This is a genomic window from Streptomyces sp. M2CJ-2 (assembly GCF_016757295.1).
Taxonomy (GTDB): Bacteria; Actinomycetota; Actinomycetes; order Streptomycetales; family Streptomycetaceae; genus Streptomyces.
Window position 1 is genome coordinate 1 of record NZ_JAESIF010000022.1, and the last position, 25,072, is coordinate 25,072.

The window sequence follows — 25,072 nt, forward strand, 5'->3', positions numbered from 1 at the left end:
ACGCGAAGATCACGCAGATCTACGAGGGCACGAACCAGGTCCAGCGGATCGTGATGGCGCGCAACCTGCCGTGACACTGGACCTCAGGGAGGCACTCGATGGACACGAAACGATCGCGCCATGGGCAAGGTCGGCGTGGTGAGCGGCGAACTGATGGACTCCGTAACTGCTGAGGTATGTGCGCGCAACAGCCTGGGACGCGACCGAGATGGCCGTGGCCACACGTGGCGGTGACGTGCGCGGCCCGGGCTTCCATACCGGCAGGGGAGCCCAGCACAGACTCAACCGGTTGTCGCAACACCGGCTTCCTGAATCGATGGTGGATGATCGTTCAGGGCTTCGGCGGGTGTCTTCCACCCGAGGGTCTTGCGGGGCCTGCTGTTGAGTGCGAGAGCAACGGCCTCGAGCTCATCGGGATCCCATCGCGACAAGTCCGTATCACCCCGCGCTCACCCTGGGTGCAGCAGGGCGAGCAGGGGAGTGTCCGGTGTGGGGCCAGTCGTGGACGGTGGGGGTGGAGCGGGCGGTGTACTGTCCGGACCGCTGCCGGTTCCGAACCTGCCCCGAGCGGCAGGCGTCACGGAACAGCGTTGCTGAAACGCCGTAACGCAACGCCTCACCGATTTCCCTCCTTTGCAAGGGATTCAGGGATCAGCGACGGGTGCTTCGAGCGCCCCGGTTGCACGCTCTGCCTCCGCTTGTCGCACCCGCGCCGCCGTGGACGGTGACCGGGACCGGCTGCCTCATAACGGGTCACTGCAGGTGGTCGACCGTCCGAGTCCGCGCCGCGACGGATTGGTTCGAAGGCGGCCATCGGCAACGACGAGTTCACGCTCGACGAGCAGATCTCCCAGTTCCTTCGAGGCGAGTGGGTCATGCCCGCCGCCGCTCGCCCAGGTCTTCGGCCGTCTCGCCCGGATGAGCACGGGCAAACTCGCCCCGCACCTGGCCCGCTGTCCCGAGCCGGCCATGTCTGCTGTGACCGACTGCGGCACCGGATCCGTACGCCCCTCGGCCGCTGGCCCTGTCCGGTAATACTGATCGTGGCCCCCCAGTCAGTGACTCCTCATGCTGTCCGTCAAGCCGTGAGGGCAGTGGGAGGCACGGCTTCGTAGGCCCGTCCGTCACGGAGAAGGAGCCAGAGGACGTTGACGCGACGACGGTGCCGGGCGGGTCAGGTCTGCTGGACACCTCTCTTACTCAAGCGTCGTAGGTGTAGAAGCCGCGGCCGCTCTTGCGTCCGAGGTGGCCGGCGGCGACCATGCGGCGCAGCAGGGCGGGCGGCGCGTACAGCGGCTCCTTGAACTCCTCGTACATGGACTCGGCCACCGCCTGAGCGGTGTCGAGACCGATGAGGTCGAGCAGGCGCAGCGGCCCCATGGGGTGGGCGCAGCCGAGTTCCATGCCCCGGTCGATGTCGTCCGGAACTGCGGAGCCTGCCTCCACCATCCGTACCGCGCTGAGCAGGTAGGGGACCAGCAGGGCGTTGACCACGAAGCCGGAGCGGTCGGACGCCTGGATGGCCTGCTTGCCCAGCTGCTGGGTGAGGTGGCGGGTGCGCGCCATGGTCTCTTCCGCGGTGGTGAGCGCGGGGATGAGCTCGACCAGCTGCTGCACGGGCACGGGGTTGAAGAAGTGCATGCCGATGATCTGCGCGGGGCGTTCGGTGGCGACAGCGAGGTCGATGATGGGGATCGAGGAGGTGTTGGTGGCCAGGATCGCCGCGGGGTCTTCGACTGCCTTGTCCAGGGCTTGGATGACGTCGGTCTTGATGTCGCGGTTCTCGGCGACGGCCTCGATGACGAACTGGCGGTCGGCCATGTCGCCGAGGTCGTGGGTGAAGGACAGCCTGGCGAGGGCCTGATCGCGCTGCTCCTCACTGAGCTTTCCGCGCCGTACGCCTTGGTCGAGGGAGGCGGTGAGACGACGGCGGCCCGCTTCGGCGGCGTCGTGTGTGGCCTCGGCGACAAGGACGTCGAGGCCACTACGGGCGGCGACTTCGGCGATGCCGGAGCCCATCAGGCCGCAGCCGACGACGCCGAGACGGGTAACGGGGTCCATGTGAATTCCCAACTGGTGAGGAGCGGCGGGGTCGTTGCTGGGGTCGGGGTCAGACATTGCGGCGGTACTGTCCGCCGACCTCGAAGAAGGCCTCGGTGATCTGCTGGAGGGAACAGACCCGGGCGGCGTCCATGAGGACTTCGAAGACGTTGCGGCCGCTGACCGCGGCGTCCTTGAGGTCGGCGAGGGCGGCCCGGGCCGGGTCGCGGTGGCGCTCCTGGAAGTCGAGAACGCGCTGCAGCTGGGACTTCTTCTCCTCCGCGGTGGCGCGCGCCAGTTCGAGGACGCCGGTCTCGGCGGTGTCCGCGTGGGGGTTGCGGAAGGTGTTCACGCCGATGATCGGCAGGCTGCCGTCGTGCTTGCGCTGCTCGTACAGCATCGACTCGTCCTGGATGCGGCCACGCTGGTAGCCGGTCTCCATCGCGCCGAGCACGCCACCGCGTTCGTTGATCCGGTCGAACTCGGCAAGCACCGCTTCCTCGACCAGGTCGGTGAGCTGGTCGATGATGAACGAGCCTTGCAGCGGGTTCTCGTTCATCGCCAGGCCCCACTCCCGGTTGATGATGAGCTGGATCGCCAGCGCCCGGCGCACCGACTCCTCCGACGGGGTGGTGACGGCCTCGTCGTAGGCGTTGGTGTGCAGCGAGTTGGCGTTGTCGTAGATGGCGATGAGTGCCTGCAGGGTGGTGCGGATGTCGTTGAAGTCCATCTCCTGGGCGTGAAGGGAGCGTCCGGAGGTCTGGACGTGGTACTTCAGCTTCTGGGAGCGTTCGTTGGCGCCGTACTTCTCCCGCATCGCGACGGCCCAGATCCGGCGGGCCACCCGGCCCAGGACGGAGTACTCCGGGTCCATGCCGTTGGAGAAGAAGAACGACAGGTTCGGCGCGAAGTCGTCGATGTGCATGCCCCGGGCCAGGTAGGCCTCGACGTAGGTGAAGCCGTTGGCGAGGGTGAACGCGAGCTGGCTGATCGGGTTCGCGCCGGCCTCGGCGATGTGGTAGCCGGAGATCGAGACGGAGTAGAAGTTGCGGACGCGCTGATGGATGAACCACTCCTGGATGTCGGCCATCATCCGCAGGGAGAACTCGGTGGAGAACAGGCAGGTGTTCTGACCCTGGTCCTCCTTCAGGATGTCGGCCTGCACCGTGCCGCGCACGGTCGCCAGCGCGTGCGCGCGCAGCCCGGCCGCCTCTTCGTCGGAGGGGTCGCGGCCCTCGGCGGCGCGGAACTTGTCGATCTGCTGGTCGATGACGGTGTTGAGGAAGAACGCCAGCACGGTGGGTGCCGGACCGTTGATCGTCATCGACACCGAGGTCGTCGGCGCGACCAGGTCGAAGCCGTCGTAGAGGGTTTTCATGTCGTCGAGCGTGGCCACCGACACGCCGGAGGTGCCGACCTTGCCGTAGATGTCGGGACGTTCGCCAGGGTCACGGCCGTAGAGCGTCACCGAGTCGAACGCGGTGGACAGCCGGGTGGCCGGCTGGTCCTCGGACAGCAGCTTGAACCGCCGGTTGGTGCGGAACGGGTCGCCCTCTCCGGCGAACATCCGCGCCGGGTCCTCACCGTCGCGCTTGAACGGGAACACCCCGGCGGTGAACGGGAAGTAGCCGGGCAGGTTCTCCCGGCGCCAGAACCGCACCAGCTCCCCATGGTCGGTGAACCTCGGCAGCGCCACGCGGGGGACCACGTTGCCCGACAGGGACTCACGGGTCAGCTTGGTGCGGATCTCCTTGTCCCTGACCTTCACGACCTGCTCGTCGCCGGAGTAGGACGCCACGACGGCGGGCCAGTTCTCGATCTGTTCCGTGACGTCGTGCGGGAGCTGCTTACGGGCGTCTGCGAGCAGCGAGGCCACGTTCCCGGCGTCGGAGCCGACCCGAGCGAGTTCGCCCTTGACGGCGTCCAGGCGCTGCACCCGCCGGGCCTCCTCGGCGAGGCGTTCGGTCTCGGCGTGGTACCTGCGGAGCGTCTCGGTGATCTCGGCCAGGTAGCGCACCTGGCCCGCGGGCACCACCTGGCGGGTGCCGGAGGAGTGGCGCACGTCGACCGGTGCCAGCGTGCCCTCGGACAGCTCCAGCCCCTTCTCGGCCAGAGTGCTCCTCAGATACTGGTAAAGCGCGGTGACCCCGTCGTCGTTGAAGGTCGCCGCCGAGGTGCCGAACACCGGCATGTCCTCGGGCTTCTTGTCGAACGCCTCACGGTTGCGGATCAGTTGGCGGCTGACGTCGCGCAGCGCGTCCTTGGCGCCGCGCCGCTCGAACTTGTTGATCGTCACGACGTCGGCGAAGTCGAGCATGTCGATCTTCTCCAGCTGCGAGGCGGCGCCGAACTCCGGCGTCATCACGTACATAGAGGTGCCGACGAACGGCACGATCGCCGCGTCGCCCTGGCCTATGCCCGGCGTCTCCACGATCACCAGGTCGAACCCGGCGGCCTTGACCACGTCGATCACATCGGAAAGGTGCTCGGGCAGCTCGTGACTGCCGCGGGTGGCGAGACTGCGGAAGAAGACCCGGTCTCCGTCGAGGGAGTTCATGCGGATCCGGTCACCGAGCAGTGCGCCGCCGCCGCGGCGGCGGGTCGGGTCGACCGCGATCACCGCGATCCGCAGTTTGTCCTGCTGGTCGACACGGAACCGGCGCACCAGTTCGTCGGTCAGGGACGACTTCCCGGAGCCGCCCGTACCGGTGATGCCGAGAACCGGCGTGACCCGTGCCGCTGCCGCGGAACGCAGCTGTGCCAGGAAGTCCGTGGGCAGTTTGCCGAGTTCGGCGCCGGTGATGGCGCGCGCGACAGCGGACCAGTCGCCGGCGAGCACGGCGGCCGCGTCGGCCGGCTTGCTCTCCCAGAGGTCGAAGTCGCAGTTCTTCAACACCGAGTTGACCATCCCGGCGAGGCCCATCCGCTGGCCGTCCTCCGGGGAGAAGATGGTCACCCCGCTGCTGCGCAGCCGGGTGATCTCCTCGGGCACGATCACGCCCCCGCCGCCGCCCACCACGCGGATGTGCTCCGCTCCCCGCTCGCGCAGCGAGGCGACCAGGTACTCGAAGTACTCCACGTGCCCGCCCTGGTAGGACGAGACCGCCACACCGTGTGCGTCCTCCTCCAGCGCCGCGTCCACGACCTCCTGCACCGACCGGTTGTGCCCGAGGTGGATCACCTCGGCGCCCTGCGCTTGGAAGATCCGCCGCATGATGTTGATCGACGCATCATGCCCGTCGAACAGGGCCGAGGCGGTGACCAGGCGGACCGGGTGCAGGGGACGGTGCAGATCGCTCATGGGGTGCCCTCACAACAGGTAGCGGGAGGCGGATCGAAAGAGATGCTAGGACGTCCTAGTAAATTGCGAGAGGCGCTGGTGCTGTGATCACCAGCACAGGGCGGCGAACACCACGTTTCCGGGTGACGGCGGCGGCTGACGGGAAGGGGCATCCCTGCCGGGGTCGAGTGCCTGCGCGGAGGACGCGGGGCAGGCCCAGGGCCGCGGTCCGTACGGCCGGAGCCAGTTGGACGGGGCGGTCGGCGGGGAAAGCTCGCACTTACCCGCCGACGCGTCGACGTCCTGTGGACTCTCATCCGTGATCGACGGTGCTACCCGGTCACAGCATCAGCGACTACGACCACTCGGCAACAGCATGAGGAATGCTCTACCTGGAGGACTCGTTCAATCCGAGGTGGCCAGGGCAAGCACCTCGGCGCGGTCGGCCTCGCGGCCGACGAGCCCGCGGTAGCGGGCGATGAGCCGCGCCGCGCCGAATCCGACGACGCCGACCAGGCGCGCACCGTCGAAGTAGGCCGCAACCGTGCCCTTGACGGGGCCACCGTCGAGACCGGTCCCGTGCAGGGGGAGCACGGTGTCGGCTAGGTCGGGCCGCCCGACCAGTTGGATCTTCAATCCGAACTGATCCGACCAGAAGTACGGCGTCGAGAGAGGCGGCGCATCGGCGCCGACGATGTCGCGGGCCACGACAGCAGCTTGATCGGTGGCGTTGGTCCAGTGTTCGCTGCGGCGCCGGCCGCCTCGGACCGGGTCCGTCCAAGCGGCGATGTCGCCGACCGCCCACATGCCGGCAACGCCTTCGACGCGGCCACGGGCGTCACACGGCACCCCGTTGGAGGTGTCGATGCCGGTGCCCGCGAGCCAGCCGAGCTCGGGAACCCCGCCGACTCCGACGAGCATGACATCGGCGTTCAGGCGCGTGCCGTCGGTCAGCTCGACGGAGGACCCTCCTGTGAAGCGTTCCAGGCGGGCGTCCGTACGCAGATCGACCCCGCCTTCGGTGAGCAACCGGGCGCAGGCAGCGCCGATTTCGGGGCTGAGGGCCCGGGCGAACGGCACGGGCATGGCCTCGAGGACGGTCACGTCGATGCCGCGGGCCCGTGCGGCCCCGGCGACCTCGGCGCCGACGAAGCCGGCGCCGACGACCAACAGGGACCGTGCGGTCGCCAGTGCGTTCTGCAGCGCGAGCGTGTCGTCCAGGGTGCGCAGCGTGTGCGCGGTGTCCGGCTGGTCGGGAAGCCGCCGCGCCGCCACACCGGTCGCGACGACGATCGCGTCGCCCTGCAGCCTGGTGCCGTCGGCGAGTTCGACGGCACCGTCGTGCAGTGCCACCGCCGGCTCGCCGAACCGGGCGCAGATGCCGAGTTCGTCCAGCCGGGCCTTGTCGCACAGCACGATCCGCTCGGGATCCCACTCCCCGGTGAGCACCTGCTTGGACAACGGGGGACGGTCGTAGGGCAGGTGCTGCTCGGCCCCCACCAGACTGATCTTTCCCTGGAAACCTGAGGCGCGCAGCTGCTCGGCGGTCCGAATCCCGCCCAGCCCGGCGCCGACCACCACGACGTGCTGTGGCTGGCCTGTCATACGAACTCCTTGTCCGGCCCCGGGTTCGTCCCGGAACTCAACCAGCGAGCTGGGAAGGGGCGGGTGCGGTTCGCATCCGCCCCTTCCCCAGCCGTCAGCCGTAGTCGCACCACTCCACGAGGCGACCTTCTTCGAACGTCATCAGCGACAGGACGTCGAGCTTGCAGTGCTCACCGGCCTTGCCGAAGCCGGGCACGTCCACCGCGGCGGTCCCCTGCCACACGGTCTCCCGGAAGACCGTGTTCCCGCTGACCGCCCAGCGGGTGGTCTCACCGATCGACCGATCGGGGAACGCCTTGCTCATCGCCTCGATGGTCTCGAACATCAGGTCCCGGCCCCGGGCCGCGACCCCCCGGTTCTGGTGCACCACCTCGACGTCCTCGTGCACGAGTTCGCGCAGCGCGTCGAAGTCGAGGCGGTTCCAGGCGTCGACCACGGCGAGCGCGCGGTCGAACAGTTCCTGCTTGTTGTCTTCGGACACGTCGGTGTTCCCGTCTGTCAGCCCTGGGTGGGGACGTCGATGATGACTTCGTGGATGCCGCGGGTCGGCATGGAGAAGTGGGAGATCGTCTGGTCGGGTGCGAGGGTGAAGCGGGGCACTCGCTCGAGCAGACGGGTGAGCACCGACCGGATCATGAGGCGGGCGTGGTTGGATCCGAGGCACCGGTGAGGGCCCACGCCGAACGCCACATGACGCACCTCGTCGCGGTGCAGGTTCCAGGTGTGCGGGTCGGGGAACTGCTCCGGGTCGCGGTTGGCGCCGTTGTAGCTCGTCCAGACCTTCGCGCCGGCCTCGAGCGGGGCCCCGCCGAGCTCGGTGTCACGTGTCACCGTTCGCTGAAGCGCCGTCACGTTGGCGAACATCCGCAGCCCCTCCTCCACGGCGGCGGGGACGAGGCCGGGGTCGGCGACCAGCTCGGCGAGGTCGTCGGGGTGGGTGGCCAGGTGGTGGACGATGCCGCTGAGGATGGTCCCCACCGACTCGGTGCCGGCGATCGCCAGCGGCACGACCACCGCGGTGCGCTCGGCCAGGGTCGGCTCGCGGCCGCCGATCTCCTTGACCGTGCAGACGGCGCTGACCAGGTCGTCCGGAATCGGGTCGGCCATCCGCCGCAGGACCAGTTCCTCGGCTGCCTTGTTGATGCTCACGAACGCCTGCGCCGCGATCTCGGGGGTCTCGCCGACGAACAGGTCGTGGCTCCAGTGCATCCAGTCCTCGATCTCCTCACCCGGCAGGTGCAGGAGATCGGCGAAGATGATCTTCAGCTGGAGCGGCCGCAGGAAGTCGGCCAGCAACTTGAACCGGCCGTTCGGCAGCACGGCGTCGAGCAGCTCGTCGATGGTCTCAAGGATCGTGGGCTCGTAGGCCTCGACCCGCTTTGCGGTGAGGAACGGGTCGATCACCTTGCGCCACTCGGTGTGCACCGGCGCGTCGAGGTCCTCGGGCAGGAACCGGCCCTCGTTCTTCGGCGGTTCGGAGCGGTTGTCACCACCCAGGATCGCAACTCCCCCCTCGGAGGAGTAAGTGGCGGCGTCCCGCAGCACGTTGAAGACATCCCGGTACCGGGTGGCGTAGTAGCACGGAGTGCTACCCTGTCTGTGCACGCCGAGCGAGGCGTTCTGCTGCAGCGAGCCGACGGTCTCCCAGAAGTTCTCGTTGAACTCCTCGGACCAGAGGTTGACCGGGCACAGGCCCCGCTTCTGGGTGTCGTTGACGGTCATCAGACCTCCTTGACGAGGATCGCGAACTCCGGACAGGTGGCAGCGATCGCGCGGGCCCGTTCCAGGTCGATCGGCTCGTCGCTCTTGAGGACGGCGATGCCGTCCCCGTCGGCGTCGAGCACATCCGGTGCTATCTCGTAACAGCGGCCGTGGCCCTGACACATGGGCACGTCGATTTCCAACTTGGCGAGCATGAAAACTCCCTTGTTTTCGAAGCTGATAAGTCAGAACTTGGCCAGCAGGCCGCAGTCCACGGGAATCGCGACACCGGAGACGAAGCGGGCCTCGTCGGAGGCGAGCCACAGCACGGCGTTGGCGACGTCCTCCGGCTCCACCCAGGGGGCGGGCAGCAGGGTGAGCGGCTTGAACGCCTCGGCAGCGTCGTCCAGGGTGGGGTTCTCGATGTGCGGCAGGTAGTTCTTCAGCAGGCGCTCGTTCAGCGCCATCGGCGTGTTCACCGTGCCGGGGTTCACCGAATTGACCCGGATTCCGTACCCGCCGAGCTCGTTGGCGAGGCCACCCATCAGCCCCTGCACTCCGTGCTTGGACGCCCCGTAGTGGACCTGGCCCGGCACCCCGCGCAGCCCGGTGGTGGAACTGACGAAAACGATCGACCCCGACTGACGCTCGATCATGGACGGGATCACTGCCTTGGCTGCGTGCCAGGCGCCGATCAGGTTGGTCTCGAGGATGTCGGCCCACTGCTTGTCGGTGAGCTCGTGCGCCAGTCCCTGGTTGGAGATCCCCGCGTTGGAGACCAGGATGTCGATCTTGCCGAACTGCTCCAGCGCCTCAGCCACGATGCCGTCCAGCGCTGCCTGGTCACGCACATCGCCGGCGCGGGCGATGATCCTGCGACCTTCCTTCTCGACCAGCGCCACGGTCTCGGCCAGGTCCTCGGGTGTGCCCTGACCGTACTGCAGCTCGGGCTGGTCGCGGCACAGGTCGATGGCGACGATGTCGGCACCCTCCTGCGCCAGCCGCACGGCGTGAGCGCGCCCCTGACCACGGGCCGCACCGGTGATCAACGCGACCTGGCCTTCTACCCGCCCCATGTGTCCTCAACTCCACTCTCTGCACAGCCTTGCAGCAGGTTTGTGTGATCTTCCTCGCTCGAGTGGCCAGGACGCTACAGCCGTCCAACGCGGCGGTCAATATTCATCATAAGGTTCATCTTTATTTCTCATGAGGATCATCACGCCACCGGGCACCCCTCACCGAGACCCTTGCGTTATTTCCTCATGATGTTTTATGTTGCGTCCGCCACACTGCGGAGTCAGAGGGGCCCTGGAAGCGGCGGCACCCGAAGACGCGGCCGGCCTCGACATCGTCCGGAGCGGACAGCCTCAGTGCGGTCAGAACCCGCTGGTCATGGGCGGGAGAGACAAGCACACAGACGGAGGAGTGACTTGGCAACAGCAGAGGACCGCAGCAGCGCGGCGGCGACCGGGCTGCTCCGCGACCAATGGGCCGTGGTGACCGGCGGGAGCAAGGGCATCGGGTTCGCGATCGCGGAACGCTTCGTCAGCGAGGGTGCGAACGTCGTCATCGTCGCTCGCGACAAGGTCGCTCTTGACGACGCGGCCGAACAACTGCGCACGGGGGCCGGGGACGGCCAGCGGATCGAGTCGCTGGCCGCCGACCTCAGCGGACGCGCCGGTGTGGACGAGCTGTTCGCTCGCCTCACCGATGAGCTGCCGGCGCTGAACATCTTCGTGGCGAATGTCGGCTACGGGATCTTCCATCCATTCCTGGAGGTGACCGACGAGGAGTGGGACGGGATCATCTCCACGAACCTCACCGGGACCTTCCGCTGCACGCAGGCCGCCGCACGTCTCATGCGCGACCGTCCCGCCGACAACCGCGCGATCGTGGTGGTCTCCTCGATCCGGGCGGAGGGCACGCGGCCGGGCACCCTGCCCTACTCGACGACGAAGGCCGGACTGAACCAGTTGGTCCGGGTGGCGGCCTACGAGCTCGCCCCGCTCGGCATCCGGGTGAACGCGCTGTCCCCCGGACTCGTGGTGACTCCGATGTCGCTGTCGAACAACCCCAAGGCCGCCGAACTCGGCGCCGAGCTGACTCCCTTGAACCGGGCCGGTATGCCCTCCGACATCGCCGAGGGCGCACTTTACCTGTGCAACCCCGCCGCCTCGTTCGTGACCGGCACCAATCTCGTGGTGGACGGAGGCGAGTCCTTGTGGTGACGGCGGAGCAGGTGGACGGAGCCCCGCCGAGGGCGGACGCGCCCGAGCCCGCTGAGTTCGTTCGGCGGGCCCGCGAGTGGCTGGCACGCCATGCCCGGCCCCGGCAGGACCAGGACGAGGCGGCCGACAGCGTCGCGGTCTTCCACGACCTGCCGTTCGATGAGGAGAAAGCGCTCCTGGAGCGCATCTGCACATGGCAGCGCGTCAAGTTCGACGCGGGTTACGGCGCACTGACGTGGCCGTCCGAGTACGGCGGCGCCGGCCTCGACCCCCTGTTCGAGGAGGCGTTCGCCGAGGTCGAGGCGGAGTTCGACACGCCGGGGTCCCATGAGCTGGCCTCGGTGAGCCTGCACCTGATCGCGCCGACGGTGCGCCTGTTCGGGACGCCGGAGCAGCGGGAACGGCTGGCGCGGCCCCTGCTGCGCGGCGACGAGCTGGCCTGCCAGCTGTTCTCCGAGCCGTCGGCGGGATCGGACCTGGCGGGGCTGAGCACCCGCGCCGTCCGCGACGGGGACGACTGGGTCGTCACCGGGCAGAAGGTGTGGAGCTCCGGCGCGCAGTTCGCCGGATGGGGCGAGCTCATCGTGCGGACCGACCCGGACGTGCCCAAGCACAAGGGCATGACGGCGTTTCTGCTGCCCATGGACAGTCCGGGTGTCGAGGTGCGACCGCTGCGCCAGATGTCGGGCGGATCGTCGTTCTGCGAGGTGTTCCTCGAGGAGGTGCGGATCCCCGATTCGCTGCGCCTGGGCGGTGTCGGCGAGGGGTGGCGGGTCGCCCTGGCCACGCTCGGTTTCGAGCGCGGTCACAGCGGACGGACCAGCTCCGTCGGCGGCGGCTACACACAGCTCGTCGCACTGGCCCGCAGGCTGGGCCGTACCGGCGATCCAGAGGTGCGGCGCCTGCTGGCCGAGGTGTGGGTGCACGAGCGGGTCGCCCAGATCGCGGCGCAGCGCGACCGGGAGACGCGGCTGGCCGGGATCGAGCCGGGGCCGGTCGGATCGCTGCGCAAACTCGCCTGGAGCCAGGGACTGACGCTGGTGAGCGAGGCAGCGGCGAGCATCCTCGGACCGAGGCTGGTGGCCGACACGGAGGACGAAACCTTCCAGTGGACCGGGCATGTCCTCGGCGCTCCCGGTTACCGCATCGCCGGCGGCTCGGACGAAGTGCAGCGCACCATCATCGGCGAGCGCCTGCTCAGCCTTCCGCAGGAGCCGCGGACGGATCGTGACATGCCCTGGCGGGAGGTTCCCCGATGACGACAACGGATCGCGTCGATGCTCGTTCGGTGGCCGAGGCCGTGGCCGCGGCACGGGCAGTGGAGCAGCCGCTCGCCGGGCGAACCGCCCTGGTGACCGGCGGCAGCCGCGGGCTGGGCCGGGAGATCGCCGTCGCGTTCGCGGCGGCCGGTGCGGACGTCGCGGTGGCCAGCCGCAAGAAGGACAACTGCGTCGCGCTCGCCGAGGAACTGGCGGCCGCCACAGGCCGCCGGGTGAGTGCGCACGCCGCCCACGTCGCGGACTGGAACCGGCTGACCGACCTGCTCGACGAGGTCGAGGAGACCCTCGGCACCGTCGACATCCTGGTCAACAACGCAGGCATCGCCCCGCTGTATCCCAGCCTCGACGAAGTCAGCGAGGAGCTGTTCGACAAGGTCATCGGGGTCAATCTGAAGGGCCCCTTCCGGTTGATGGCGGCGGCCGGCAAGCGGATGGCCGCCGCGGGCGGCGGGGTGATCCTCAACATCAGCTCGATCGCGTCGGAGCGTCCCACCGCCGCGGACCTGCCCTACGCCGCGGCCAAGGCGGCGTTGAACACCCTCACCGCGGGCTTCGCCCAGGAGTACGGCCCGTCGGTACGGGTGAACACGATCCTGGCCGGCCCGTTCTTCACCGACATCAGCCAGGCATGGGACCTGGAGGCGTTCAACGAGATGGCCGAATCCTGGCCACTGCACCGCGGCGGCAGCCCGGACGAGATCGTGGGTGCGGCACTGTACCTGTGCGGGCCGTCGGCCGGCTTCACCACCGGCGCTCTGCTCGCCGTGGACGGGGGGCGCCTCGCGGCGCCCTGACACACCGTCCCCACAGTCCCCACGAAGGCGGAGCCTCCGTTGAAGGGCGAAGCCTGCGCCGATGAAAACCTCATGACAAATTTTGGAAGGAGTGTCGGTGTCGACAGCCATGAACCGCCGTCCCAGGAAGCGACGAGGCCCGCTCGCCGGGCTCATCGTTGCCGACTTCTGCTGGATGGGCGTGGGCGCGGTCGCGACCCGCCTGCTCGCCGACTTCGGCGCCGACGTCATCAAGATCGAGGACCGGACGCGCCTGGACATGCCCCGACGTCTGCCCTTCTACAAGGGCGAGGTCCGCACCTACGGCGAGGAGGACCCCCAGCCGGACCCGAACAAGGGCGGGCTGTTCAACAACTACAACCGCAACAAGCTCGGCGTCACGATCAACATGCGGACCGAGCGCGGCAGGCTGATCGCCGAGCAGCTGATCTCGAAGGCCTCGGTGGTGACCGAGAACTTCGCACCCGGCGTGATGGAGCGGTGGGGACTGACCTACGAACGGCTCCGTGAGCTGCGACTGGACGTGATCTACGCCCGGATGAGCGGATACGGCCACGACGGGCCGCACAGCGAGTACCGCAGCTACGGCCCGGTCGTCCAAGCCGTCAGCGGACTGACCCACATCAGCGGCCTTCCCGGACGCGAGCCTTCGGGGTGGGGCTTCTCACACATGGACAACCAGGCGGCGTACTACAACTCCGCGGCCGTCCTGATGGCGGTGCTGCAGCGGGAGATCACCGGGCAGGGCACCGAGGTCGACGTCTCCGCGGTGGAGGTCGGGATCAACCTGCTCGGCCCGGTACTGCTGGACGTCGCCGTGAACGGCCGGTCGACCCGGGGCCCGGACTTCCCCACGGGCAACCGGCTGGAGCATCCGCAGGCGGCGCCGCACGGCGTGTACCCGGCGGCCGGCGAGGACCGCTGGGTCGCGATCGCGGTCTTCGACGACGCCGACTGGAAGGCGCTGGTCACCGAGGTGGGCGCGCCCGCGTGGACCGCTGATCCGCGTTTCGCCACGCAGGCGGACCGGTTCGCCCACCAAGACGTCCTCGACGAGTACCTGTCGGCGTGGACGCGCGAGCGCGACCCGCACGAGATCATGCACCGGCTGCAGGCCGCGGGCGTCGCGGCGGCGGCGGTGCAGCACGCCGGCGACCTCAACGAGCACGACCCCCAGCTCGCGCACCGGGGCACCTTCTTCGAACTCGACCACCCGGTCATCGGCGAGGCGCGGTTCGAGGGCAGCCCGGTGCTCTTCTCCGGCATCGAGCCGGACAACTGGCGCTCGGCTCCGCTGCTCGGTGAGGACAACGAGCACGTGTTCACCACCCTGCTCGGCATGCCACATGAGGAGATCGCCGAGCTCACCAAGGAGGGGATCCTGTGACCGCCACTCCCTACAGCGGCCTGCGGGTCGTGGAGATCGCCGATGATCCCGGCGGCGAGTTCACCGGCAAGCTGCTGGCCGGCTCCGGCGCCGACGTCATCAAGGTGGAGCCCCCCTCCGGGGCGGCCGGCCGGCGGATCGGGCCGTTCCCCGGCGACCGCACCGACCCCGAGGCCAGCCTCTCCTTCCGCTGGTACAACGCCGGCAAGCGCAGCGTCACGATCGACGACACCGGCGACGCCGGGCGGACCGCGCTCGCCGAACTGATCACCGGTGCCGACGTGCTGCTCATCTCGCTGGAGCCCGCGCAGGCTGCCGCGCGCGGCCTCGTCCCTGCCGAGCTGGTCGCCCGGCACCCGCGGCTGATCGTGGTGGCGGTCACCCCGTTCGGCCTCGACGGGCCGTGGTCCGCCTACCGCGGCAGCGACCTGGTGGGGCTCGCGGCCGGCGGGATGCTCCATTCCTGTGGCTACGACGACCACTCCATCCCGCCGATCCGCCCCGGCGGCGACCACGCCTACACGACGGCGGCGAGCTTCGCCCACACCGGTCTGCTGCTCGCCCTGCTGGAGCGGAGGCGGACCGGGCGGGGCCAGGTCGTGGACGTCTCCGTTCATGCGGCCTGCGCGGTCAGCGGCGAACTGAGCAACCCCTTCTGGTTCTACCCGAAGGCGGTCGTCAAGCGGCAGACCAGTCGGCACGCCCAGCCCTCCCCGACGCAGCCGGCCCTGTTCCGGTGCGGTGATGACCACTACGTGTACTTCGCACTCATCCTCGCCGACCAGAAACCCTGGCAGGCCCTGGTGAAGTGGATGGACGACATGGGGCTGGCCGCCGACCTCACCGACCCCGCCTATGACGACCTGGCACACCGCCAGGAGAACTTCGCGCACATCCAGGAGCTGGTCGAGGTGTTCTTCCTGCTCCTCGACGCCGAGACCGCCTACCACGAGGGCCAGCGGCGCGGACTGCCGATCGGAGTCGCCAGGGCTCCGGAGGAGCTGTTCGACGACGAGCACCTGCGAGCACGCGGCTTCTTCGTCGATGTGGAGCAGGACGGTGCGCAGTCCGTCAAGCAGCCCGGCACCCCCTACCGTTTCAGCGCGTTCGGCCTTCCCGGACCACGCCGTGCTCCTCGGCTCGGGGAGCACACCAGGGAGGTGCTCGAAAGTGCCTGATTCCGCTTCCCACCGTGACCGCTGTGCCATCGCGGGCATCGGCGCCACCGAGTTCTCCAAGGACAGCGGCCGCAGCGAGCTGACGCTGGCCGCGCAGGCCTGCCGGTCCGCGCTCGAAGACGCCGGACTCACCATGGCCGACGTGGACGGTGTCGTGTCCTGCGATTACGACCTGGTCTCCTACAGCGCGATCGCCGACGCCCTGGGCATCGACGACCTGACCTACTGGGGGCAGACCGGGCCGGGCGGGTCAGGCCCCTGCGCCATGGTCGGTCAGGCGGTCGCCGCGATCCTGTCCGGACAGGCGACCACCGTCCTGGTCTACCGCGCCCTCAACGGGCGATCCGGACGCCGGTACGGGCTGGGCACCGTGGATTTCGACGCCCGCGTCGGCGGCCGGGGCAACTACGAGGAGTTCTTCGGTCCCTATGGACTGGTGACGCCCGGCCAGTTCTTCGCGCTCCTCACCCAGCGCCACATGAGCACCTACGGCACCCGCCCGGAGGCGCTCGCGGAGATCGCGCTGGCCTGCCGGGCGGCCGCCAACCGCAACCCCGCGGCGCAGATGCACGAGCGCGAGCTGACCCTGGAGGACTGCCTGACGGCTCGGCCGATCTCCCTGCCGCTGCGGCTGTTCGACTTCTGCCTGGAGACGGACGGCGCCTGCGCCGTCGTCGTCACCACCGCCGAGCGCGCGGCGGATTGCGCACAGCCGCCGGCGCTGATCCGCGCGGTCGCGCAGTCGACGGGTCCGCGGGTGCAGCCCGGGGTGATGTACCCGATGCTGATGCGTCCCGACATCACGGTCACGCCCTCCAAGACCGCGGCGCGGACCTTGTTCTCCCGTGCCGGCCTGGGCCCCTCCGACGTGGACGTGGCACAGATCTACGACTGCTTCACGATCACGCTTCTGCTCCAGCTGGAGGACTACGGCTTCTGCGCCAAGGGCGAGGGCGGTGCCTTCGCCGAAAGCGGGGCGCTGCGCCAGGGCGGCGCCCTGCCGGTCAACACCGCCGGGGGGAACCTGTCGGAGGGTTACGTGCACGGGATGAACCATGTGCTGGAGGGCGTCCGCCAGATCCGCGGCACGTCCACCTCGCAGATCGCCGGAGCCGAGGTCAGCCTGGTCACCTCGGCCCCACCGCCCGGCACGAGCGCGCTGCTGCTGGTGAGGGGGTGAGCGGGATGTCCGAGGAGGTGTTCCACGAGGTCGCCGTGCTGCCGCTGCTGCCGACCGAGGACGACCATGACACCGGCGGGTTCTTCGCCGCCGCCCGCAGGGGCGAACTGGCGCTGCGTTACTGCAGCGCGTGCGGGCAGTTGCTGCACCTGCCCCGGCAGGTCTGCTTCTCCTGCGGGGACGTCCGGAGCGAATGGCGCGCCGTGCCCGGCCGCGGGCGCGTCCACGCCTGGACCACCGTCACCCATCAGGTGCACCCGGCGTTCCCGACGCCGTACACGGTCGTGCTGGTCGACCTCGACGAGGTCGACGCCCGGCTCGTCGGGAGCGTTCCCGGCGAGGCCGAGCTGGAGGTCGGGCAGCCGATGCGGGTGCGCTTCGACCGGGCGCCGGACGGAACCACCGTCCCCAACTGGGAGGTGGAGGCGTGACACGCACCGTGGACGATTCGCTGTTCACCGACACCCCGGACGGAGTGGCGCTGGTGGGCAGCCGGTGCGCCGACTGCGGCGCGCACACCTTCCCCCGGCAGGACGGCTGCCCGCGGTGCACGGGGACGTCGATGCAGGACGTGCCGCTCTCGCGGACGGGCACGTTGTGGTCCTTCACGGTGCAGGGGTTCCGGCCCAAGCAGCCGTACGCGGGACCGCGGGAGTTCGAGCCGTACGGAGTGGGTTATGTGGAGCTACCGGGACAGGTGATCGTGGAAGCGCGACTGACCGAGAACGACCCCGATCGGTTGCGGATCGGGATGCCGATGATGCTGGAGCTGGTGCCCTTCCGCACCGATGACGCCGGCACACCGGTGCTGACGTTCGCGTTCGCCCCCGCCCGGGAGGTCCGGCGATGAGCACGGACGTGGCGATCGTCGGGATCGGCATCCACCCGTTCGGCCGCACCCCCGGGGTCTCGGGCCGACGGCAGGCGGTGGCCGCGGCTCGGGCGGCGCTGGCCGACGCGGGCACGGGCTTCGCGGACATGCAGTTCGCGTTCGGGGGCAGCCACTCGGCGGGCGACGCCGACACGCTGGTGTCAGAACTGGGCCTGAGCGGCCTGCCGTTCATCAACGTGGCCAACGGGTGCGCCACCGGCGGCAGCGCGCTGATCAGCGCGCACGCGGCGATCAAGTCGGGGCTGCACGACCTCGGCATCGTGATCGGGTTCGACAAGCACGAGCGTGGGGCGTTCAACACCGACCCGGCCGAACACGGGATCGGTGCCTGGTACGGGGAGACCGGGCTGATGCTCACCACACAGTTCTTCGGCATGAAGATCCAGCGGTATCTGCACCAGACCGGGATCGACGTCGGCGTGCTGGCGAAGATCGCGGCCAAGGCGTTCCGCAATGGCGCGCTGAACCCCAACGCCTGGCGGCGCACCTCGCTGAGCGAGGCGGAGATCGCGGCGGCGCCGATGATCTCGCATCCGCTGACCCAGTACATGTACTGCTCGCCCGCCGAGGGCGCGGTGGCGCTGGTGCTGTGCCGTGCGGACCTCGCTCACCGCTACACCGGCCGGCCGGTGTTCCTGCGCGGGGCGACGCTGCGGTCGCGGCGGTACGGATCGTTCGAGGTGTTCAGCCCGTGGCTGGCGCTGGAGCGGGCGGATGCGCCGACGGTGGAGGCGGCGCGGGCGGCCTTCGAACAGGCCGGCGTCGCACCGGACGAGGTGGACCTGGCGCAGCTTCAGGACACCGAGGCCGGCGCGGAGCTGATGCACATGGCCGAGTCCGGGCTGTGCGCCCACGGCGAGCAGGAGAAGGCCCTCGCCGAAGGAGCCACCGAGATCGGCGGCCGGCTGCCGGTCAACACCGACGGCGGCTGCATCGCCAACGGCGAGCCGATCGGCGCATCGGGGCTGCGGCAGGTCTACGAGACCGTGCTGCAACTGCGCGGCGACGCCGGCGCGCACCAGGTCCCCGGCGGGCCCCGGGTCGGCTTCACCCATGTCTACGGAGCACCCGGCATCAGCGCGTGCACGGTACTCACCCGCTGATCACAAGGAAGGAACGTTCCCATGGCTTGGGACTTTGAGACCGACCCGGAATTCCAGCAGGAGCTGGAGTGGGTCGAGGAGTTCGTCCGGACCGAGGTCGAACCGGTCGACCAGGTGATCGAGCACGCCTGGAACACCCGCGACCCGCTGCGCAACGAGCTGATCAAACCGCTGCAGCGGAAGGTCCGTGAGCGCAGGTTGTGGGCCTGCCACCTCGGCCCCGAGCTGGGCGGCCCGGGCTACGGACAGCTGAAGCTGGCCCTGCTCAACGAGAAACTCGGCCGCACCCACTCCGGTCCGGTCGTCTTCGGCTGCCAGGCCCCCGACTCCGGCAACGCCGAGATCCTCGCCCACTACGGCAGCGACTTCCTGAAGAAGACCTACCTCGAGCCGCTGCTGGAGAACGAGATCGTCTCGTGCTTCTCGATGACCGAGCCGCACGGCGGCTCGGATCCGACCGGCTTCCGCACCACCGCCGTGCTCGACGGTGACGAGTGGGTGATCAACGGGGAGAAGTGGTTCTCCTCGCACGCGCTGTTCGCCGAGTTCTTGATCGTCATGGCGGTCACCGAGCCGGAGGCGCCCGGGCACCGGAGCATGTCGATGTTCGTCGTGCCGGCCGACACCCCGGGCATCGAACGGGTCCGGGACGTGAGCGTGTGGGGGCACGAGGAGCGCGTCGGCACCCACCAGTACCTGCGCTACAACGATGTCCGGGTACCCGCGGAGAACTTGCTGGGTGAGCGTGGCGAGGGGTTCGCCGTCGCGCAGACCCGGCTCGGCGGCGGCCGGATCCACCATGCGATGCGCACCGTCGGGCTGGTCAGCCAGGCGTTCGAGCTCATGAAGCGGCGCGCGGTGTCCCGGACGACGAAGGGTGAGCGGCTCGCCGACAAGCAGTTGGTCCAGGAGATGATTGCCGACTCCTGGATCCAGCTCGAGCAGTTCCGGCTGTTCGTGCTGCGCACCGCCTGGAAGATCGACAAGTACAACGACTACCGCGAGGTGCGGGCCGACATCGCCGCGGTCAAGGCGGCGATGCCCAAGGTGCTGCTCGACGTCGCGTCACGGGCCATCCAGGTCCACGGCTCGCTCGGCATCTCCAAGGAGCTGCCGTTCGGCAAGTGGGTCATGGAGTCCTTCCACATGGGGCTGGCCGACGGTGCCACCGAGGTGCACAAGGCCAACCTCGCCAAGGCGCTGCTGCGCCAAACGGAGCCCGACGAGGGCCTGTTCCCGCCTTACATCCTGCCCACCCTGGCCGAGCAGGCGCACCAGCGCTACGCCGACGTCATCGCCGAATGGGACGCCGATGAGTGAGGAGATGACGGCGTACGACGCCGAGACCGCTCCCGTCCGTCCCGGGGAGGACCTGGACTGGCCGCGGGTGGAGGCCTGCCTGCGCGCGGAACTGCCCGAGCTGACCGGGGAGTTCTCGGTGCTGCAGTTCCCCCACGGCTCGGCCAACCTCACGTACCGGATTCGCTTCGGCGCGACCCCGCTGGTCCTGCGCCGCCCGCCGTTCGGGAAGCTGGCGCCGGGCGCGCACGACATGCGGCGTGAGTACAAGGCACTCTCACGGCTGTGGCGGGCCTACCCGCGGGCGCCGCGCGCGCTGCTGTTCTGCGACGACCACTCCGTCGCCGGGGCCGACTTCCTGGTGATGGAGTACCGCCCCGGGGTCGTCGTCTGGGACGCGACGCCGGAGTCGATGGCCGCCTTCCCCGACGCCGGCCACCGGATCGGGCTCGCGGTGATCGACGCGCTGGCGGACCTGCACCGGGTGGATCCCGCCGCATGCGGCCTCGACGATCTGGGCCGTCCGGACGGCTTCCTGGCCCGCCAGGTCACCGGCTGGCGCAAGCGGTGGGACCTGGCCGCCACTGCGGACAGCGACCCCGTCGCAGCCGAGCTCGGCGAACGGCTGGCGGCGAGCCTGCCGGATTCGGGGTCGCCCGCCGTGCTGCACAACGATTTCAAGATCGACAACTGTCAGTTCGCACCGGGCGACCCCGACACGGTCACGTCCGTATTCGACTGGGACATGGCCACCCTCGGCGACCCCCTGGCCGACCTCGGCACCCTGCTGAACTACTGGCCCGACCCGGAGTTCGGCGACGCGGGCGCGCTGGCGGAGCTGCGCCTGTCGCGACTCGGCCTGCCCTCCCGCCAGGAGGTCGTCGACCGTTATGCCGCGCGGTCGGGACGCAGCGTCCGCGACGTCGACTGGTACGAGGCCTACGGCTGTTTCAAGACGCTGGTCATCCTGCAGCAGCTGTACGCCCGCCACCTGCGCGGCGAGACCACCGACGAACGGATGGCCCGCCGCGGTGACCACATCTCGGTGCTGGCCGAGCGAGGCATGAGCCGGCTCGGCCTGCCCACCACACGTTCAGCGAAAGGAGCACAGTGAGCATGAAACCGGGAACGCGGTTCTGGAGCACGGTGAGTCCGGTGTCGGTCGTCGTCGTCCGACCTGCCGCCGGGGAGGTGACGCTGACCTGCGGGGGCGTCCCGATGGTCGAACAGGAGCCGGGGACGGCGGCAGTCACCGCTGAGGCCGAGGGCCCGCTGATCGGCAAGCGCTACGCCGACGAGGACAGCGGTCTGCAAGTCATGTGCACCCGTGGCGGGGCCGGCGAGCTCGCGGTCGACGGCCGTCCCCTCCAGTTGATGGGCACCCGCCCGCTGCCGGCATCGGACTGAACGATGGATGCCTCGATCCTTTTGAGAATGGTCGCCGACGCCGCGCCCGAGCGTGTTGCGCTCGGGTCGGCACGCTCCGGGCTGACCTACGCCGAGCTGCTCTCGCGCGCCGAGACGCTGGCCGGGGGGCTGAGCGGCCTGGGCGTGGACCACGTCGCCCTGGTGGATGTGAACTCCGAGACGGTTCCCCAGCTGTTCTACGGTGCGGCGCTGGCGGGTCTGCCGTTCGTGCCGCTGAACTACCGGCTCGCCGACGACGCGCTGCACGCGGCGCTGGCCAGGACCGCCCCGGCCGTGGTGGTGGTGGGCGAGGAGCAGCGGGACCGGTGCGTGGGCATCGACGGCATCACCGTGCTGACGGCGCCACAGCTGCCGACGGGCGCTCCCGGCCGGTCCGGCCCCGGGGAGATCAGCGCGCTGCTGTTCACCTCCGGCACCAGCGGGGAGCCCAAGGCGGCCGTGCTGCGCCCGGCCCACCTCGTCTCCTACGTGCTGTCCACGGTGGACCTCCTGTCCGCCGGCGAGGACGAGGCGCTGCTGGTCAGCGTGCCTCCCTACCACATCGCCGGCATCTCCTCGATGCTGACCTCGGTGTTCGCCGGACGCCGGCTCCTGATGCTGCCCTCGTTCGATCCGGCGGCCTGGGTGGATCTGGCGGACAAGGAGGCGGTGACGCACGCGATGGTCGTGCCGACGATGCTCGGCCGGATCCTCGACGTGCTGGAGGCCGAGGGCCGCACGCTGCCCGCACTGCGGCACCTGTCGTACGGAGGCGGCCGGATGCCCATGCCGGTCGTGGAGCGGGCTCTGCGACTGCTGCCACACGTCGACCTGGTCAACGCCTACGGGCTCACCGAGACCAGCTCCACGATCGCCGTGCTCGGCCCGCAGGACCACCGCGACGCCCTCGCCTCCCCCGACCCCGCCGTCCGGGCACGGCTCGGCTCCGTCGGCAGGCCCCTGCCCAGTGTGGAACTGCAGATCCGCGACGAGGAGGGGCGGGGGCTCCCTCCCGGCGAGCCGGGGGAGATCTACGTGCGCGGCGAACAGGTGTCCGGCGAGTACCTCACGCACACCGCCACCGACGGCGAGGGCTGGTTCCCCACCCGCGACCGCGGGTGGCTCGACGCCGAGGGCTATCTCTTCCTCGACGGCCGGGCCGACGACGTCATCGTGCGGGGCGGGGAGAACCTGTCGCCGGGCGAGATCGAGGACGCCCTGCTGGCGCACCCCGCCGTGGCCGACGCGATCGTCTTCGGCACCCCGGACGTCGAGTGGGGCGAGGTGCCCGTGGCCGCGGTGGTGCTCCGTGCTCCCGCCGTGGAGACCGATCTGCGGGACTTCGTCCGCGCCCGGCTGCGCTCGGCGAAGACCCCGGCCCGCGTGCTGGTGCGTGACGCACTGCCGCACACCGACACCGGCAAGCCGCTGCGCCGCGTACTGCGCGCCGAACTGCTGACGAGCCTGTCGTGAGAGGGAGCGACGATCTGATGCGCCTGACACCTGACACAGATGCCGAAGAGCTGCGGGAGACCGTACGCGCTTTCCTCGGCAAACACGCCGACCTCGAAGCGGTCTTCCGCGAGCCGGCCGGTGAGCAGGGCTGGGACCCGGCCACCTGGAACCGGTTCGCCGGTGAACTCGGGACGGCCGGCCTCGACGTGCCCGAGACGCTCGGCGGAGCGGGGGCGAGCTTCCGCGAGGTCGCGGTCGTGGCCGAGGAGTTGGGCCGGTCCCTGGTCCGACTTCCCTGGTTCTCCACCGCCGTGCTGGGCGTCGGAGTGCTGCTGCACACCGACGACAGCGCCGCGCGGGCCGACCTCCTGCCCGGGCTCGCTTCCGGTGAGGTGACCGCAACGCTGGCCTACCGGGAGGACCCGCGGGGCTGGGCCCCCGACCGCCTCGCCACCACCGCGACCCCCGACGGCGACGGGTGGCGACTGACCGGCAGCAAGATCCTGGTCGTCGAGGGGGCGACGGCCGACCTGCTGCTGGTCGTCGCCCGCGCCCCGGAGGGACCGGGGATCTACGCCGTCGACGCCGACGCGCCCGGTCTGGTCCGCACGCCCATGCGGGCGATGGACCCGGGCCGCCAGCTCGCCAGGATCGACCTGGCGGCCACGCCGGCCCGCGCCGTCGCAACGCCCGGCGGTGCGATGCCGATCCTTGCCAAGGTGCTCGACCGGGCCGTCGCCGCCCTGGCCGCCGAACAACTCGGCGGCGCCGCCGCGGCACTGGACTCCGCCGTCGCCTACGCCCGCGACCGCATCCAGTTCGGCCGGCCCATCGGCTCCTTCCAGGCGATCAAACACCGCTGCGCCGACATGGCCCTGCACGTCGAGGCGGCTCGCTCCGCCGGCGCCTGGGCCACCGCAGCCGCCGCCGAGGCGTCCGGCGAACTCCCCTTGGCGGCCATGACGGCCGCCCTGCGCTGCGGCAGCGCCTACCGGTACGTCGCCGCCGAGAACATCCAGGTCCACGGTGGCATTGGCTTCACCTGGGAACACCCAGCGCACCTGCACTTCCGGCGGGCCGCCACGAGTGCCGTGCTCTTCGGCGACCGCGTGGAGCACCAAGAGCGGCTCCTCACCGAACTGGGTGTCTGACAGGTCTGGAGCGGGGCGATGGCTCCCGCTCCAGACCTGGGCGCTCAGCGCCACTCGATCGCTTGCTGCAGCCGCTCCGGCCACCGCTCCCGGTAACTCGCCGTCACCGCCACGATGTGCTCCCGCATCAGCGTGGCCGCGCGCTTCGCACGGCCGGCGATGATCGCCTCGGCTATGTCGGTGTGCGAGTGCAGCATGTGAGCACTCTCCGCGATCGGGTCGATGCTCTCCAGCACGTGGTCGGTGGCGATGTGGGTCACCGCCTGGGTCAGGAGGGTGAGAACCCGGTTTCCACTCAGTGCCGCGATCACCGCGTGGAAGTTGTTGAGGTCCTCGAAGACCTCGTCGTGCTCGTGCTCCTCGGGCTGGTAGTCGAGGAACGGTGCGAACGCCCGCCTCTTGAGCTTGCGATCCGGCAGTTGCGCCACCCGGTCGGCGAGGGGCGGCTCGAGGATCTCCCAGGTGTCGAAGAGCTCGCTGTAGGTCGCTCCGCTGAGGTGGAAGTACAGCGTGGCGGTGCGCGCGAGGTAACTGGCGTTGAGCGGCTCGACGAGCGGTCCGCCACCCGGTCCGCGCTTGATCGAGACCAGTCCTTGCACCTCGAGCAGACGCAGCGCCTCCCGCAGCGTCTCGCGGCTGACGTTGTAGTGCGCCAGCATCTCGGCCTCGGGACGCAGCCGGTCGCCGACCTGGAGGTTGTCGGCGACGATGTCGTGCACGATCGTGGCCGCGGTGACCTCGGAGGCCTTCGGCGTGCGTGAGGCGGTCTGTCCGTTGCCCGGGGCGACGGTGCGATAGGCGGTGCCCGGCCGGTAGACGATGGGGATGCCACGGGGCCGGCCGGGGGAGTCCTTCGCGGCGGTCGTGTCGGTCATCCACATCTCCTCGTTGCCTTGGGGCCGCATCTTCAGCAGGCGTGGCCGAGTGCCGACGGCAGGAGAGAGGAGGCCCGGCTTCTCGCGGGCCTCGCAGGGCCAACACCACGTCGTTGACGTAATTGCTCATGAGATTATACCGTCGAGTAATGACGCTGCGGTACCCCATCTACCCAAGCGCACACGGCACGAACGGCACCCATGTCACCGAACTTGC

The 25,072-nt window shown here is 69.8% G+C and carries 22 protein-coding genes and 1 pseudogene; 14 read left to right on the plus strand and 9 right to left on the minus strand.

Annotated features, from left to right (window positions below; all coding sequences use genetic code 11):
- Positions 1–281: 281 nt before the first annotated feature.
- The 8 genes and pseudogenes from JL475_RS40085 to JL475_RS18485 form a co-directional block, all read right to left on the minus strand.
- A pseudogene (locus JL475_RS40085) lies at positions 282–446 on the minus strand (IS30 family transposase); the annotation flags it as partial.
- A gap of 754 nt (positions 447–1,200) precedes the next feature.
- On the minus strand, positions 1,201–2,061 hold the full coding sequence (locus JL475_RS18455; RefSeq protein WP_202278833.1) for a 3-hydroxybutyryl-CoA dehydrogenase: 861 nt from the start codon (positions 2,059–2,061) through the stop codon (positions 1,201–1,203).
- Positions 2,062–2,110: 49 nt separating this feature from the next.
- Positions 2,111–5,341, minus strand: a complete 3,231-nt coding sequence (gene icmF / locus JL475_RS18460; protein WP_202278834.1) for a fused isobutyryl-CoA mutase/GTPase IcmF — start codon at positions 5,339–5,341, stop codon at positions 2,111–2,113.
- A gap of 384 nt (positions 5,342–5,725) precedes the next feature.
- Positions 5,726–6,925 carry an NAD(P)/FAD-dependent oxidoreductase gene (locus tag JL475_RS18465; protein ID WP_202278835.1) on the minus strand — a complete coding sequence of 400 codons (1,200 nt, stop codon included), beginning with the start codon at positions 6,923–6,925 and terminating at the stop codon, positions 5,726–5,728.
- Positions 6,926–7,019: 94 nt separating this feature from the next.
- Positions 7,020–7,406, minus strand: a complete 387-nt coding sequence (locus tag JL475_RS18470; protein WP_202278836.1) for a nuclear transport factor 2 family protein — start codon at positions 7,404–7,406, stop codon at positions 7,020–7,022.
- Positions 7,407–7,423: 17 nt separating this feature from the next.
- On the minus strand, positions 7,424–8,647 hold the full coding sequence (locus JL475_RS18475; protein ID WP_202278837.1) for a cytochrome P450: 1,224 nt from the start codon (positions 8,645–8,647) through the stop codon (positions 7,424–7,426).
- Positions 8,647–8,841 (minus strand): ferredoxin, encoded by a 195-nt coding sequence (locus tag JL475_RS18480; protein WP_202278838.1) that lies wholly within the window; start codon positions 8,839–8,841, stop codon positions 8,647–8,649. The genes JL475_RS18475 and JL475_RS18480 overlap by 1 nt, the downstream gene beginning before the upstream one ends.
- A gap of 30 nt (positions 8,842–8,871) precedes the next feature.
- Positions 8,872–9,702 carry a mycofactocin-coupled SDR family oxidoreductase gene (locus JL475_RS18485; RefSeq protein WP_202278839.1) on the minus strand — a complete coding sequence of 277 codons (831 nt, stop codon included), beginning with the start codon at positions 9,700–9,702 and terminating at the stop codon, positions 8,872–8,874.
- 354 nt (positions 9,703–10,056) lie between these two features.
- Between JL475_RS18485 and JL475_RS18490 the strand changes: the two genes are divergently transcribed.
- The 14 genes from JL475_RS18490 to JL475_RS18555 all read left to right on the plus strand — a co-directional run bounded on the left by JL475_RS18490 (position 10,057) and on the right by JL475_RS18555 (position 23,980).
- Positions 10,057–10,854 (plus strand): SDR family NAD(P)-dependent oxidoreductase, encoded by a 798-nt coding sequence (locus JL475_RS18490; protein WP_202278840.1) that lies wholly within the window; start codon positions 10,057–10,059, stop codon positions 10,852–10,854.
- Complete coding sequence (locus tag JL475_RS41495; RefSeq protein ID WP_307825092.1) at positions 10,851–12,113, plus strand: acyl-CoA dehydrogenase family protein; 1,263 nt, start codon at positions 10,851–10,853, stop codon at positions 12,111–12,113. The genes JL475_RS18490 and JL475_RS41495 overlap by 4 nt, the downstream gene beginning before the upstream one ends.
- Positions 12,110–12,928 carry an SDR family NAD(P)-dependent oxidoreductase gene (locus JL475_RS18500; protein WP_202278842.1) on the plus strand — a complete coding sequence of 273 codons (819 nt, stop codon included), beginning with the start codon at positions 12,110–12,112 and terminating at the stop codon, positions 12,926–12,928. Before JL475_RS41495 ends, JL475_RS18500 begins: the two co-directional genes overlap by 4 nt.
- Before the next feature lie 97 nt (positions 12,929–13,025).
- Entirely contained in the window at positions 13,026–14,315 is a 1,290-nt protein-coding gene (locus JL475_RS18505) for a CoA transferase (RefSeq protein ID WP_307825093.1), read from the plus strand.
- Complete coding sequence (locus tag JL475_RS18510; protein ID WP_202278843.1) at positions 14,312–15,493, plus strand: CaiB/BaiF CoA-transferase family protein; 1,182 nt, start codon at positions 14,312–14,314, stop codon at positions 15,491–15,493. The genes JL475_RS18505 and JL475_RS18510 overlap by 4 nt, the downstream gene beginning before the upstream one ends.
- Positions 15,486–16,673 carry a lipid-transfer protein gene (locus JL475_RS18515; protein ID WP_202278844.1) on the plus strand — a complete coding sequence of 396 codons (1,188 nt, stop codon included), beginning with the start codon at positions 15,486–15,488 and terminating at the stop codon, positions 16,671–16,673. The genes JL475_RS18510 and JL475_RS18515 overlap by 8 nt, the downstream gene beginning before the upstream one ends.
- Before the next feature lie 5 nt (positions 16,674–16,678).
- Positions 16,679–17,104, plus strand: a complete 426-nt coding sequence (locus JL475_RS18520; protein ID WP_202278845.1) for a Zn-ribbon domain-containing OB-fold protein — start codon at positions 16,679–16,681, stop codon at positions 17,102–17,104.
- On the plus strand, positions 17,101–17,523 hold the full coding sequence (locus JL475_RS18525) for an OB-fold domain-containing protein (RefSeq protein WP_307825094.1): 423 nt from the start codon (positions 17,101–17,103) through the stop codon (positions 17,521–17,523). The genes JL475_RS18520 and JL475_RS18525 overlap by 4 nt, the downstream gene beginning before the upstream one ends.
- Positions 17,520–18,668: a thiolase family protein gene (locus JL475_RS18530; protein ID WP_202278846.1), complete on the plus strand. Its 1,149-nt coding sequence runs from the start codon at positions 17,520–17,522 to the stop codon at positions 18,666–18,668. Before JL475_RS18525 ends, JL475_RS18530 begins: the two co-directional genes overlap by 4 nt.
- A 21-nt stretch (positions 18,669–18,689) precedes the next feature.
- On the plus strand, positions 18,690–19,988 hold the full coding sequence (locus JL475_RS18535; protein WP_202278847.1) for an acyl-CoA dehydrogenase family protein: 1,299 nt from the start codon (positions 18,690–18,692) through the stop codon (positions 19,986–19,988).
- Positions 19,981–21,081: a phosphotransferase family protein gene (locus JL475_RS18540; protein WP_202278848.1), complete on the plus strand. Its 1,101-nt coding sequence runs from the start codon at positions 19,981–19,983 to the stop codon at positions 21,079–21,081. The genes JL475_RS18535 and JL475_RS18540 overlap by 8 nt, the downstream gene beginning before the upstream one ends.
- Positions 21,082–21,083: 2 nt before the next feature.
- Positions 21,084–21,374 carry a hypothetical protein gene (locus tag JL475_RS18545; protein WP_202278849.1) on the plus strand — a complete coding sequence of 97 codons (291 nt, stop codon included), beginning with the start codon at positions 21,084–21,086 and terminating at the stop codon, positions 21,372–21,374.
- Between the two features lie 27 nt (positions 21,375–21,401).
- Positions 21,402–22,847, plus strand: a complete 1,446-nt coding sequence (locus tag JL475_RS18550; protein WP_237407550.1) for a class I adenylate-forming enzyme family protein — start codon at positions 21,402–21,404, stop codon at positions 22,845–22,847.
- A gap of 17 nt (positions 22,848–22,864) precedes the next feature.
- Positions 22,865–23,980 carry an acyl-CoA dehydrogenase family protein gene (locus tag JL475_RS18555; RefSeq protein WP_202278851.1) on the plus strand — a complete coding sequence of 372 codons (1,116 nt, stop codon included), beginning with the start codon at positions 22,865–22,867 and terminating at the stop codon, positions 23,978–23,980.
- A 44-nt stretch (positions 23,981–24,024) separates the two neighbouring features.
- Here the strand turns inward: JL475_RS18555 and JL475_RS18560 are convergent, their stop codons facing one another.
- Positions 24,025–24,855 carry a FadR/GntR family transcriptional regulator gene (locus tag JL475_RS18560; protein ID WP_237407552.1) on the minus strand — a complete coding sequence of 277 codons (831 nt, stop codon included), beginning with the start codon at positions 24,853–24,855 and terminating at the stop codon, positions 24,025–24,027.
- Positions 24,856–25,072: the final 217 nt, after the last annotated feature.

What these genes read in the sequence shown, in the direction of transcription:
- JL475_RS18455 (WP_202278833.1), bottom strand. Translation starts at nt 2,061, where the DNA reads ATGGACCCCGTTACCCGTCTCGGCGTCGTCGGCTGCGGCCTGATGGGC.
- icmF (WP_202278834.1), bottom strand. Translation starts at nt 5,341, where the DNA reads ATGAGCGATCTGCACCGTCCCCTGCACCCGGTCCGCCTGGTCACCGCC.
- JL475_RS18465 (WP_202278835.1), bottom strand. Translation starts at nt 6,925, where the DNA reads ATGACAGGCCAGCCACAGCACGTCGTGGTGGTCGGCGCCGGGCTGGGC.
- JL475_RS18475 (WP_202278837.1), bottom strand. Translation starts at nt 8,647, where the DNA reads ATGACCGTCAACGACACCCAGAAGCGGGGCCTGTGCCCGGTCAACCTC.
- JL475_RS18480 (WP_202278838.1), bottom strand. Translation starts at nt 8,841, where the DNA reads ATGCTCGCCAAGTTGGAAATCGACGTGCCCATGTGTCAGGGCCACGGC.
- JL475_RS18485 (WP_202278839.1), bottom strand. Translation starts at nt 9,702, where the DNA reads ATGGGGCGGGTAGAAGGCCAGGTCGCGTTGATCACCGGTGCGGCCCGT.
- JL475_RS18500 (WP_202278842.1), top strand. Translation starts at nt 12,110, where the DNA reads ATGACGACAACGGATCGCGTCGATGCTCGTTCGGTGGCCGAGGCCGTG.
- JL475_RS18520 (WP_202278845.1), top strand. Translation starts at nt 16,679, where the DNA reads ATGTCCGAGGAGGTGTTCCACGAGGTCGCCGTGCTGCCGCTGCTGCCG.
- JL475_RS18530 (WP_202278846.1), top strand. Translation starts at nt 17,520, where the DNA reads ATGAGCACGGACGTGGCGATCGTCGGGATCGGCATCCACCCGTTCGGC.
- JL475_RS18535 (WP_202278847.1), top strand. Translation starts at nt 18,690, where the DNA reads ATGGCTTGGGACTTTGAGACCGACCCGGAATTCCAGCAGGAGCTGGAG.
- JL475_RS18540 (WP_202278848.1), top strand. Translation starts at nt 19,981, where the DNA reads ATGAGTGAGGAGATGACGGCGTACGACGCCGAGACCGCTCCCGTCCGT.
- JL475_RS18545 (WP_202278849.1), top strand. Translation starts at nt 21,084, where the DNA reads ATGAAACCGGGAACGCGGTTCTGGAGCACGGTGAGTCCGGTGTCGGTC.
- JL475_RS18550 (WP_237407550.1), top strand. Translation starts at nt 21,402, where the DNA reads ATGGTCGCCGACGCCGCGCCCGAGCGTGTTGCGCTCGGGTCGGCACGC.
- JL475_RS18555 (WP_202278851.1), top strand. Translation starts at nt 22,865, where the DNA reads ATGCGCCTGACACCTGACACAGATGCCGAAGAGCTGCGGGAGACCGTA.
- JL475_RS18560 (WP_237407552.1), bottom strand. Translation starts at nt 24,855, where the DNA reads ATGACCGACACGACCGCCGCGAAGGACTCCCCCGGCCGGCCCCGTGGC.